Origin of the sequence: Runella sp. MFBS21, assembly GCF_029433105.1 — a bacterium.
Classification (GTDB): Bacteria; Bacteroidota; Bacteroidia; order Cytophagales; family Spirosomataceae; genus Runella.
In genome coordinates this window covers 1-13,520 of sequence record NZ_JARNTW010000030.1, presented here as the reverse complement: position 1 = coordinate 13,520, position 13,520 = coordinate 1, and the positions used below count along the sequence as shown (strand labels likewise).

General features: G+C 41.6%; 5 protein-coding genes. 3 read left to right on the top strand and 2 right to left on the bottom strand.

What is annotated here, in order from left to right:
- Positions 1 to 16 precede the first annotated feature (16 nt).
- Positions 17 to 988 carry an aldo/keto reductase gene (locus P1X15_RS30245; RefSeq protein WP_277341864.1) on the bottom strand — a complete coding sequence of 324 codons (972 nt, stop codon included), beginning with the start codon at positions 986 to 988 and terminating at the stop codon, positions 17 to 19.
- 64 nt (positions 989 to 1,052) lie between these two features.
- Between P1X15_RS30245 and P1X15_RS30240 the strand changes: the two genes are divergently transcribed.
- From P1X15_RS30240 to P1X15_RS30230, 3 genes are all read left to right on the top strand, one after another.
- Positions 1,053 to 3,491, top strand: a complete 2,439-nt coding sequence (locus tag P1X15_RS30240) for an AsmA-like C-terminal region-containing protein (protein ID WP_277341863.1) — start codon at positions 1,053 to 1,055, stop codon at positions 3,489 to 3,491.
- A gap of 408 nt (positions 3,492 to 3,899) precedes the next feature.
- The gene (locus tag P1X15_RS30235; RefSeq protein WP_277341862.1) at positions 3,900 to 5,321 is read left to right on the top strand and encodes an inorganic phosphate transporter; all 1,422 of its coding nucleotides are present in this window, start codon (positions 3,900 to 3,902) and stop codon (positions 5,319 to 5,321) included.
- A gap of 160 nt (positions 5,322 to 5,481) precedes the next feature.
- Positions 5,482 to 7,509: an OmpA family protein gene (locus tag P1X15_RS30230; RefSeq protein ID WP_277341861.1), complete on the top strand. Its 2,028-nt coding sequence runs from the start codon at positions 5,482 to 5,484 to the stop codon at positions 7,507 to 7,509.
- A 154-nt stretch (positions 7,510 to 7,663) separates the two neighbouring features.
- On the opposite strand, the gene P1X15_RS30225 is transcribed toward P1X15_RS30230, so the two are convergent.
- Positions 7,664 to 13,129: an alpha-2-macroglobulin gene (locus P1X15_RS30225; RefSeq protein ID WP_277341860.1), complete on the bottom strand. Its 5,466-nt coding sequence runs from the start codon at positions 13,127 to 13,129 to the stop codon at positions 7,664 to 7,666.
- Between the last annotated feature and the right edge of the window lie 391 nt (positions 13,130 to 13,520).

The window sequence follows — 13,520 nt, the reverse complement described above, 5'->3', positions numbered from 1 at the left end:
TCGGTTCAGAAGGGGGCTATTGGCTCCAGCTTGTAGGAGTACGACCCCAGCGATGTGTTTTAAGTTGTTCAAGCAACGATTCGGAAAGTTGCCGCCCGTCGCTAGTAGCCATATTGGATTCTACATTCCGAATTTTGCGCATACCTGGTATCGTGGTGGCTACATCATTGTTGGCCAAAATAAACCGTAGTGCCATTTCGGGCATATTCATTCCGGAAGGAATAAGCGGGCGAAGTGCATCGGCATGTTCGACGCTCGAAATGAGATTTTCGGGTACAAAGTATGTACTCCGCCAATCATCTGCTGGAAACTTCGTGTCTTTGGTAAAAGTACCTGTGAGCGTGCCTTCATCGAAAGGCACACGAGCTATGACTGCCACATCTAGTTCTTTACAAAGCGGAAAGAGATTGTCTTCTGGTGCTTGGTCAAAAATATTGTAAATGACCTGCACTGCCGAGATTTTTCCTGTACGGAGGGTGTTGAGGACGTTGTCGGGTTCCCAACGGTTCACACTTACTCCCCAATGTTGCACTTTGCCATCGCGAGTTAGCTTTTCAATGGCATTCTGCCATTCTTCGCGCTGTGCCCAATGGTCTTCCCATACGTGAAACTGCTGTAAATCGATAGTTTCGACTCCCAAATTTTTGAGGCTTTTTTCGGTGTATTCGATGATATGACTAGCGGGAAAACAGTCGTCGAGGCTAAATTCTGGTTTAGAAGGCCACTTAAAGTTTTTGGGGGGGATTTTGGTCGCAATGTACAGACGTTTGTCAGCGTGTTGCTTTACAAGTTTGCCTAGTATTTGTTCACTTAAACCGGCTCCATAACCCCAAGCGGTGTCAAAGAAATTACACCCTAATTCTACTGAACGATTGAGGGCGGTGTTATACTCTGTCTCTTCTGAACCTGTCCAGCCCGCTAAGCCCCACATGCCATAACCGATTTCGCTCACTTGCCAGTCGGTTTTTCCAAATCTTCGATATTGCATTGTTTTGGTATGATATTTTTAAAAGAAAAACTAACGTATATTGGAATGTTATTTTTGATAAGCTATGGCTATTCCTAAAATACTCAAAATAAGTTTATACCTTATTGGAGCTTTCGTGGTTTTGATAGGTGGGATGGGTGTGTGGGCTTATCAATACCGTGATGATTTGTTTCGTTATATTGTCAAAGAAGCCAATCAGCATATCAATGGACGAGTGAGCATCAAGGATTTTGGTTTTACTCCTTTTGCCAATGGTATAGGATTCACTTTTTCGTTGTTTGGAGTTCAATTGCAAGATACGGCTTTTGTACGTCATCAAACGAAGTTGCTATCACTGGAGCAGCTTACGCTTGAAGTAGATGCCCGCAAACTCTTAAATAAAGAATTGAAAATCACTTCTGTTTGTTTAAAAGAAGGAAAAATTTCTGTTTTTGTGGACAGCAATGGCTACAGTAATCTAAGTGTTTTTAATCAGATAAATGCTCCAGATACCACTCAGGTTTCTTCGCAGTCCCCTATGCTACGCCAAATTTTTGGCAATTTAAAGGAGGTTTGTTTAAAAGATGTAGCGTTTTCGCTACAAAATTCCCCTAAAAATCAACGAATTGGCTTCACGGCTGAAGACCTCACCAATAAGTTTTCGCAAATAGATTCTCTTTGGAAAATGAAACTCAAAGGAGAAGTTTATTTTGAAGGACTGGCTTTCAATGTTAAAAGGGGCGCTTTTTTAGAAAATAAAAATACTACGTTGGATTTAGAGTTGGTGTTTAATCCTGACATTGCCACCCTACAAGTGTTACCTTCTTCGGTGCATGTTTTTCAAGATGCGTTTTCCTTACAAGGCAGTGTAGACTTTTCTTCGGAAGGACATATCAAACTTCAAATAGATACAGATACCATCGCGGCACCTCGTGCTTTGGCTATTTTGCCTAAAACATTGGAAAAAAAAATAAGTCAATTTGAAATCTTACCCATTGTAACAGGACACGTATTCTTAGATGCTCCTCTACGTCAAAGAGGTACTGACCCCTTGGTGGTGGTGGATTTTCAAACCCATACTTTCGAATACCAAAGCCCTATTGGACCGTTGTCGGAAGTGATAGCGACGGGACATTTTACAAACCAAGTAGATTCCCTGCTGCCCATTGGCAATCAAAATTCGCACATTGTCGCAAAAAATGTAAGTGCCTTGTTTAATGGGGTGATTCCGATGAATACTGCTTTTACGGTATCAGATTTGGATGAGCCAATGCTGGTGATGGAGGGGAATTTTAGGGCGCAGTTGAAAGAATGCAATGACTTGATTGATGAGCGTAATTTCAAACTAATATCGGGCAATGTATGGGTAGATTACTGCTATGAAGGAAGTATGAATCCTATTTTTGACCCCCATACCAAACAACTCAATGGCAAACTTGACGGTCATGCCAAGCTTGAAAATGGAGCTTTTGTGTATCTCCCTCACCGTCTTAGTTTTAGCGGAATGAATAGTGGGATGCGTTTTAATGGTAAGAAAGTAGAAATATCATACTTACATCTAAAGCATCAAAAAAATCAAATAAAAATGAGTGGTAAGGTGGAAGGCTTACTCCCTTACGCTTTTAATTCTTCGGGTAAAGTAATAGGGGATATCGCCGTATTTACACCTGATTTAGGGCTGGATTGGATTCGCAACTATCAACATGCAGGGAGAAGCAATGGAAAGTTTTTTACGCAATTGGTCGACAAAATCCTTTCTCATTTAGAATTGAAAACGTTGTTGATTGCTAAAAAAGTACATTATCATAATTTTCAGGCCGAAAATGTCAAAGGAAAAGTGTATCTCAGTGAAAAAGCTATCAAATGTGAAAATGTGCGAATGAATGCTTTTGGGGGAACTTTTGAGGTGACAGGAGGTATAAATAACTTCAATCAAGCTATTCATCAACTGTATGCAAAAGGACGCCTCAACAATGCTAATGTTCAAAAAGTTTTTTATGGTTTTGATAATTTTGGGCAAGAGACCGTCTCCGACCGAAATCTCAAAGGCAAAATAAGTGCTACCTTTTCTTATTCAAGTCAGCTCAATAAAGACTTTAAATTGATTCCCTCTACCATGAATGGGCGCTTGGCTTTTGAGCTTGTGGAAGCAGAACTAAACCATTTTGAACCTCTCAAAAAAATGCAACGAGTGTTTTTCAAAAGAAGAAATTTTGATAATGTTCGTTTTGAGCGTCTTCAAAATGAGTTTGTGTTGCAAGGTCAAGAAATCAATATGGCTCAAATGAAAATAGCTTCGAGCGTATTAACTTTCTTTGTAGGAGGCACTTATAGCTTTGGTACCAAAACGGACTTGTTGGTACATGTACCTTTAAGTAATTTGAAAAGGGATGATAATGATGAGCAACATATCATTCATGACCTTAATGGACGAAACCTAATCATCAGAGCCATAGAAGAGGAAGGAGAGGTAAAACTGAAATATCACCTTGATTGGCGGAAAAAACAACGAAATGTTTTATGATGCGTCCCACGACTATCCATTTTCCTGCAAAAATTAATAAATAATTAACAATTTGGTAATATTGAAACAAGCGTAGATTAGGGTCTATGAGCGTAATTTTGTGGCCTAAGTTTGGACAAAGAAATGTATATTCTTAGAAGCCTAATTAGTAAGTATTGTGGTTTTGGAGAATAGCCCAAAAACTTAAAGATTTCATAACGACTTAGAGGGTAAGCAACTTTGGTTTGATAAACTTTGCCGTTGTACATTTGCTTATTCTGAAAACAACTACTTACTTCACAAATCAAATCCGTGACTTTTGAAAAATCCCTCTTTTAGATTTGTTTTAAGCGCTAACTTCTTGATGAAGAGTAGTTCGTTGGCTTTCTTAAACGAAAAAAAACAAATAAACTTTTACGCTCACTTCCTATGTTTGGTTTAGAATTAGACATTTTTATTCTGCTCTTCATATGCATTTTATGCGCTTGTGCTTTTGAATTTGTAAATGGATTTCATGACACTGCCAACGCCGTGGCTACTGTCATATATACCAACTCTCTCAAGCCCACGACCGCCGTTATATGGTCAGGTTTTTGTAATTTCTTAGGTGTACTCTTGGGCGGGATAGCTGTGGCGATGGGGATTGTGAATTTACTTCCTGTGGAGCTACTCATCGACCAAAATGTCTATCATAGTATTGCGATGGTACTTTCTTTGTTGCTAAGTGCGATTATTTGGAATTTTGGGACTTGGTATTTTGGGCTTCCTTCTTCTAGCTCTCACACGTTGATTGGGTCTATTTTGGGAGTAGGTTTAGCATTTTCGATGATGCCTGAGGCTACCGATGGCGCAGGCGTCAATTGGGGAAAAGCCACCGAAATATTCGGTTCATTGTTGTTGTCTCCTTTAGTAGGTTTTAGTTTGGCGGTTACGTTGATGTTTATATTGCGTCGTTCACTTAGTAAAGAAACCCGCGACCAAGTATTTAGTGAACCCAAAAAAAACCAAGAACCTCCTTTTTGGATTCGGGCTATTTTGATTTTGACTTGTACAGGGGTAAGTTTTTTTCACGGAAACAATGATGGTCAAAAAGGCGTAGGACTTGTAATGTTGATTTTGATTGGAATTGTGCCAGCGTATTTTGCGCTCAATGATAAAGTAGAACCTCAATCAATGAAAAAAAACCTGATAGCGATTGAGCAAACTATGAACAAAATAGATACTACGCTGCTAGGAGTAGAAGAAAAAAAGCAATTGGCTAAAGTGAAGAGTAGTAGTAGTGATCTCACAAATTTGATTAATGCTTCGGCGGCAGAAACACAAATCAAGCAAGACGAACGCTTGGATGCCCGTCGTGATATTTTAGTAATCAATAGTAATCTAAAAAAACTGTCAGAAAGTGCATCGGTCAATCTTAGCCCTCAAGATAAGGCAATTTTAAAAGAAAGTACGGATGATAAAAAGGGCCTACGCCGCTATACCGACTATGCGCCATTTTGGGTAGTACTCATGATTTCGCTGTCGTTGGGGTTAGGCACGATGGTAGGCTGGAAGCGAATTGTGGTAACTGTGGGAGAAAAAATTGGGAAATCTCACCTTACCTATGCGCAAGGAGCTTCGGCAGAGCTAGTAGCGGCGAGTACAATTGGATTAGCTTCAGGCTTAGGCTTGCCTGTGAGTACTACCCACATGTTGTCGTCGGGGATAGCGGGTACGATGGTAGCGAGCAAAGGAATTAAAAATTTACAAGCCAAAACAGTAAGAAATATCTTGTTAGCTTGGGTGCTCACTTTACCTGTTTCGATTTTCTTATCGTTTACGTTATATGTCTTTTTCCGTTGGATTTTGTAATTATTACATTATAAAGACTCAAAAACCACTTTTAAACCTGACAGAAAATCTATACTGTCGGGTTTTTTTATGCAACATTTCAACAATATTTAGCGTTAAAATTAAGCATCAAACAACTCTTTTGCTAACTTAGCCGCATACGCATCGTTCCAGAACTATTATGCAAAAGCATACATTTATATCAAGCGTGGTGATGGTGGGGTTTTTAGCCCTTCTAGTAGCCTGTAACTCTACCCAATCGATTTTCAAACAAGGGGTACGTAAATTTGATAATGGAGAATACGACCTAGCTATCAAAGATTTACAAACCGCCGAAAAAGCAAACTATGAAGTAGGGAGAGCCAATTATCTCATTGCAGAGTCGTATCGAATGTCCAATAGGTTTGAATTGGCGGTGCCTTATTATCAAAAAGCTTTAGAAAATGGTATAACAAACCCTGAAGCTCCTTTCAATTATGCGTTTGCATTGAAGGCGGCTGGCAAATACTCCGAAGCCGCAGCTCAGCTTGAGAAGTATATCGCAAGTAATCCTACCAGTAAAGTAGCTGCCGAAAAAGCCAATCGTGAGCTTTATACATTGAAATCGATAGATGTCATTCAGCAAAAAAAGACGTTTTATCAAGTAAAAAATTTAGGGAAACTCAATACCCCTGGTGCTGAATTTTCGCCTTTTGTGAAAGACGATGATTTGATTTTTGCGGCATCCCGCAAATCTACTGTTTATAAAACCAACGGTATGCCCATGACGGGGATTTACAAGGTAAAACTAGCCGAAAACTACGACGAAACAGGGGGCGATGCTCAGATTTTTAGCCCTTCCTTGTTTTTGGAAGGAGTCAATGAAGCAAACGTCACCTTTACCAAAGACGGTAAAACAGTAGTATTTGCAAGAGGAAACACTGGCAAACGCAAAGGTGCTGCAGATGTGGATTTGTATTTGAGTCGTTTTGCAAGTGGACAATGGACCGAACCTCGTTTGATTCCAGTAAGTGATTCGGCTTCCTGGGATGGAAGTCCAGCATTTTCTCGTGACGGTCGTACTCTATATTTTTGTTCCAATCGTCCAGGTGGAGTAGGAGGTATTGATATTTATCGTACCAATATGGATGCTTCGGGGCGTTTTAGCAAACCTGTAAACATGGGAAAAGACATCAATACGCCTGGCGATGAGATGTTTCCGTATGTAGGTCCCGATGCTAAACTCTATTTTGCATCCGACGGGCATCCGGGCTTAGGTAAGCTTGATTTGTTTGTGGCTACACGTTCGCAAGGCGTTATTTCGATCGAAAATTTAGGCGCTCCAATCAACTCTCGTTTCGATGATTTTGGGCTGGTATTTATTGATGATGAGATGAAATACGGGTTTTTCTCGTCGAATCGTGAGGGAGGCAAAGGCGATGATGATATTTATTTTGTAGAGGATGAAAGTGTAGGACTTGATTCGACCCAGATTGCCGAACTTGAAAAACTACCATTGGATGACCCCCGTCGTCGTACAATTGCTAAACCTGAACCACCCAAAATCGTTAACTATTATTTAGCAGGTACCATTTCTTCTAACGAAACGCCTAGCTTTCCGCTAGATTCGGCGGTAGTTAAAATCTATGAAGCCTCTGCCGATAGTTTGATAGGGCAAGGCAGTACCAAGGGGGGCGGGATATTTGGAACTTTTCCGTTGGAAGAAGGTAAAGATTATACCTTGCTCATAGAGAAGCCAGGTTATATAGCCAAGAGAGAGTCGTTTACGATGGCGGGTAGAGCTATTCCACAGATTTTCCGTAAAAAACTTACGATGGATACCACCTTTACGGTAGCCTATAAGCTCGACCGTTTGGCTATTAACAAAACCTTTGTGTTGGAGAATATCTACTATGACCTTGATAAATTCAATATTAGAGAAGATGCGGCGGTGGAACTAGATAAGTTGGTGCAGATTTTGAAAGATAACCCGACGGTTAGAATTGAGTTAAGTTCACATACCGATACCCGCGCTTCAGATTCTTACAACAATAAACTTTCTCAAAATAGGGCACAGTCGGCAGTGGATTATATTGCATCTAAAGGTGTAGAGGCCGATCGTCTTGTGGCAAAAGGCTACGGTGAAACTCGTCTTATTATTAAGGATGCTAAAACGGAAGAAGAACACCAGAAAAACCGTCGTACAGAGTTTACGATTTTGAGTTATTAAAATATAACCCTGCCAAGGTTATGAACCTTGGCAGGGTTTTTTGTTTTACTCCACTTTTCCACTTACCCAATAACTTTTAAAACCTTCTGAGTGATGTTGACGAGGCTAAAATATAACCGTGCCAAGGTTCACAACCTTGGCACGGTTTTTTGTTTTACTCCACTTTTACTTTTCCACCTCCCCAATAACTTCTAAAATCTCCCGAATACATGGCATCGGCTGAGACGGGGCCGATGGTGAAAGTACCTTTGGTAATCACTCGCACCATGTAATAGAAAGTTTTTTCGGTACTGTTGGCAGTCGTATAGTAGTTGATACGGTCGTCGCGAATATCGAAGTGGTCGGGAGTAGTGGGGTTCTGAATCCAAGGCATATCACGTGGTTCTGTGAGACGAGGATTCTCGATTTCAAACGCCGCAGGAAGCAAATCTGTTACTACCACATTCTCGACCGGGATACCATCAGTACTGCTGATAGATACTTTGACTACAATCAAATCGTTTTGACGGAAAGTACTCACAGCCTGTCCGTTGCGATTCAAAAATTGGCGACGTACCCGCAAGCCGGCATCTTCTTCTACGTAGCTGCCTGTGGTGCTGAGTCCTTCACTTTGAGCAAACCAATAGACGGAGCCTTTGCCTGTGGCAGTCCCGCCCCCCCGAAGGGATCCATTGATAGCAATACTCAAATCTTTGCCATCAAACTGATAGCCTTTGCCGTTGAGGGTCAAATTGGCCGTGGCCGTGCTTGTTGCATTTTTCTTTGCCAATTTGCCCAATGCCAAGAAGGCAAATGCCGCCTCTTGGGTATTGAGATAGGGCGTGGCATTGAGTGCTTGCGACAATCGCCTTGCCAATGTAGGAATTTGTAATTGATTTGGATCCGACTCTATAAGCGTATTGAGGGTCAAAGCCAAGTTGCGAATAGGAGAAGCAAAGCTGCCGCTTAATTGCCGTGGCGATTGTTTTTCGGGAAGATTAGCAGGAAGCAAATCTTTGTAGCTTCGTTCGTCACCTATTTGTTTGAAGGCTGAAGCAAGCAAATACCTTGAATCGGGCGTAAGCAATTGCTGATTTTGCTTATAATAATTCATAGAGGCGCGGTTTGCTTTTCCTCCCAAAGCCAAAGTATAAAGCCCATAGATAGAAGTACGGCTAGCGATATTTACTTGGGTGTAATTGCCTGCTTCGTCTAAAATATATTCTGACTCGGTAGCTAATGACCCTGTTTTGGTGGTCAAGTAATCTAGCATTCGTCCAAGGGCTGAAGCATTGATTTCAAAACCAGCCTCTTGAGCTTCGAGTAAAAAATGAGTGGCATATGCAGTGCCCCACGCCGACTCCTCCGTACTAGCAGGCCAATAGCTCACTGCTCCACTGGGAAGCTGCATACTTTCAATTTTTTGAATAGCCGCTTGGACATTGAAATTAGGATTAAAATCACTCGCCCCTGTTTTGACGATATAGGTTTTGGGGGCAAAACTTTTGGCAATATCTGCAAAATAAATTTGAGGAAACGCCTTCGAAATCGTCTGCTCAATACAACCATGTGGGTATCCTAAAAGATAGTCAAGTGCTTTGGCATATTGAACCATAGGAGAGCGGCTTACGATGATTTTGCTACTTACAGTATTAGGAATCAGGTCATGGCCTCTTAAATCAATCATTCCTTGACTACCTGCCACAATAGTACCCGATTGAGCGGTTTTGAGGAGTGAAGAAGCGGGACGAACCGTTAGCTCGGTTTTTTCTACAAATTTCTCTTTTCCATTGTTGACCGTCACGGTGATAGTACCTGTTCCCATAGCCTGAGCCGCTTTCACTACAAAAGCCGTACGATTTTCTTTTTCGGGGGCAATAGAAAGCCGTTGGGCGCTAGTAGAAAGAGATTGGAGTTTTCCATTTACGGCGATACTAGCGGTGACATTGGCCGCGTTTTTTTCAGTATTAGAAATATTGACGGGTACTATTATTTCATCACCAGGACTCAAAAAACGAGGCAAAGCGGTACTGATTACGATAGGGTCAGCGACTTTCATGTTTTTGTTGGCTGAGCCAAATTCGTTGTCTTTGTAAGCTACTGCCATGATGCGCAAATCACCCGAAAACTGAGGAATATCGACTTCAAATTCGGCTTCTCCGCTAAAACCACTATTGAGCTGCCCCGACCAATAGGCCACTAGATTGACCCGTCCATTGGAGAGCGGGTTGATTCGTTTTTCTAAATCATAACCATCACCTCCTACACTGCTCGAAGAAGCCAATGATAGCTCAGGGAAAAGGAAAGGATATAAGTCATGACTACTAACTTCTAAAGCACGTTTTTGATAGAAAAAGCCGTGTATATCAGGCGTTTGAAAATTCTTGATTTGCAAAATGCCCTCATCTACTACTGCTACTGTCACTTGTGCGTTACGGGCGGTTTTGATTTTGATTTTTTGTTTTGTTTTTGATCGCGATTTTTCCACTGCTACGATTTCTACTGGAAGCTTAGTGTCGGTGTCTTCCACTTTCACGGAGGCAAAACCATGCGCCACCGTCAGAGGTAAATCCGAATGGTCGAGGGGACGAATGAGTGTAGCGGTCAGGAATACATTGGGTAAATGTTTGCCTTCCAACGAAAATTTAAAAACCGCCGATTTGTTGTCTGTTTCTAGGTAGTGGTACTCCAATACACTATTTCTTTCTAACGTGACTAGGAGTTTTCCGGCAAAAGGCGTTTTAAACAAAACCGTCGCTTTGTCGCCAACCTGATAGGTGGGTTTGTCAAATTCCATCAAAACTTCGCCTTCATTACTTACTTCAAAGGAGGAGGCCGAAGTGTTTCCCCAACCATAGGCATAAAACGTCGTCGTGGTGTAGCCATTAGCATTGCTACGACGGATTCTGATTTCGTATTCGCCCGATACGGTGGGCACATAGCGCACTTCAGCGAAACCATTTTTGAAGGAAACCATGTTGGAATAAACTACTTTTTCGCGCTTTTTGGAGGCATATCGCAATTGGTCATTTTGCTTTTCTACGACCGTTTGGTAGTCCATCCGGATGATGTCAACTTGAGCAGTAGCAGAGGGCTTGGCATTTCCGTCTTTATCCACCGCTACAAGTCCAATAGGCACGGGGGCGTTCAGGCCCACGTAGCTATCATTCATTTTGACCCCATAAAAAACATCTTGTGTATAAACATCAAAGCGTTTGAGGCGATTGACGGGGCGGCCTGTTTCATCAAAAACTGTTACGTAAATTTTTCCTTCCAACACGCCCAAATCTTGGTGCGTGGCCGGAATTTGAAAATCTTGTTTGGCTATTCCGTTTTCATCGGTAGTGCCTTGCCTTACCACATTCTCAAATTTGGTATTACTACTCGGAATCTCGAAGATGTATTCTTTAAATTTGGAGGCAGCAAATGCTTTCCGCTTGAGCGAAAACTCCATTTCGTAGTTGCGACCCGAAGCAGGCGGCCCGAACAGATTGAGTGCGGTGGCACTGAGTTGAACTGTTTGACCCGAACGATAAAATTCTTGATTGCTTCTAACGTCCACCTTGATGCGGTCGGGCATAAATTCCTCAATGTGTAGCTTTTTAGAAGTCAACAATACATCGTTGGCGTTATATACTTCAATGCTATATCCACCGGTGACGGCAGCTTTATCAAGTGTAAGAGACATTTCGATGGCTCCTTCGCTGTTGGTAGTAAGGCGCGACGTTTTTAGTTCTTTTCCGTTTGGTAATAATACCTTTATTTTCAACGGGATTTCTCCAACGCTTTTCCAATTTTGGTGACGCACCACCGTGTTGAAATGAATCGTTTCGCCAGGGCGATAAATATCACGGTCTCCATACACAAAAGCTTCAAAACCCGTGGCATTGTCGCGTTTGCCTTCTACTTCAAAACGGGAAGTTTCGACTTGAGTATCTTCTAACAATAGATAATTGAAGTCTTCTTCTGTGTTATCACCCGAACGAGACGTTCGAGCTACAATCATAGCGATTTTAAAATTAGGTGCTTTTTCAGAAAGCTTATCAAATCTTACCACGCCTTTAGAATCTGTTTTGGCAGTAGCAACGGTTTGATTGTTAGACGAAATAAGGCTTATTTCCAATTTGTCTAAAGGCTCCGCGGTCTTGATTGAATTGGCAAAAACCCATACTTCATCTTTGCCTTGTTTAGTGATGAGGCCAATATCAGAAAGTGACACAAGTTTGTTGGCTCGTTGGTATTGTTCATCTTTGGATTGGACGGTTACGAGATAAATACCACGGAAAGAATTAGACGCATCGGGTATGCCAAGGTTAAGAGCCGATACCCCTTTTACTTTGGGCAAATTGTCAGTTTCGACGGTTTTGTCAACGATAAGGTCGCTGTAAGATTGATTGTAGTCGTCTTCATAATTAAATGCTCCAGTAGGTCCCCAATTATCTTCGCCGCCCAGATAGCCGTATTCTTCATAGCGATTGTTGCGGAGGTATTGCAAGATGTTGTTTTCATAAATCTTCGCGATTTTGACTTGTACTTTGGGTACATTCACAATCTGTACGCCTACATTACGAGAGCCTTTGGAAGAAAGATAAACAGCTTTTTTGTTGACAAAAGCAATGCTAGCCGGCATGAGGCCAAAAAACAAATCTTTGGTAACGCTTTCTTCCAAACGCGCGCCTAACACTCCTTTGATTTCTTGGTTTAGGGTCAAAACGTAGGTATCAGTTTCGTTAAAATCTCCGCGAATGATAAAGCCATTTTCGGTCAATTCGGCCTTAGTTTGTACCGCAGGCTGAATGCTGTAATAAGTACTAAGGTCTTCATTTTGGAGTTCTTGAGTTGTAATGATTCGCACCGTACCTCGGTTGTTTTCAAAGCCCGTTTTTACGTCTTTTATTTCAATTGTGGTTGACGAAGGGAGATTACTTGTGTATTTGATTTCTTCTTTGCTTGTATAGTTTGTATTCGGAACTTTCAGCCCCTTTTCCAAAACCACTTCTAAGGGTTGCTCGTTTTTGCTGCTCAGGGCATTGGACAGAGAAACCGTGACTGCATCTGATATTTGAGTCTGAATTACAGACGATTGTAGAGGGCGCTCTTCCGTATTAGCTTTGAGTTTGGCGCCTACTTCACTTCCATTGACGGCATAGTTGAACAAGAGCTTGGTTTTGGCAAGAGGCTTGCCAGTATCGCGGGATTTGGTCCAGTAGGTTTCGGCATTGGTCAGCTGTAAAAAGGGGGTGTGAAATTCCATTTCTTCGTCAGAAACGCCGTATTTATTTTCAATGGTTTTTTTTGCCAGTTCTTTACTCAACTCCGCTCGGTATTCGGTAGCTGGCTCGAAACCATTAGCGGGTGAAAACACCAGTTCGTTGGGCGCAGTCCATTTAAACTTTCCTGCTACGGCAGGTACAAACTCAACAAACTTGGTAGATTCCCAGCTGTTTAGGTCTGACATCTTTACAATGTCTTTATTGAAGGTAAAGACTAGGTTTTGGGCGAGGTTGATTTCATCCTCAAAATTTCGCCCAACGACTCGGATTTCATTGAGTTTTCCACATTCTGTAAAAAACAGTGTGGAAAACACCGCAAATTGTGGAAAAAGACGAATAATCTTTCGTAGGTTGAAGAGAGAGCGCATTTTTGGAAGGGATTATGAATAATTCTGGCATATAAACGATGAAAGTTCGGGAAATTGTAATCACCAAACAACAAAAGCGGGGGGCAATTATTTGGCGGCTCCGTAACGGCCTTTTGCGCTATTTTTTAGGGTATAAAGCACGCGATTTGAAGCACTCGCCACATTTATTTTTATAGTTCCGGTGGGCGTATTTGCTTTGGCACATCATTCTAAACCATACAGCTATGCACATCAATAAATGGCGATTGTTCTGGATTCATTATGGTGTATCACCCTGAAATAGCTTGACAGATTTAGGATTCATTTTTGGTCACTGAAATAGTTTCTAAAATTGTACTTTTTGCTTTTTCTCACGTTTTGATGCTCTCCATCTTTTAGTTAATGGTCCCTT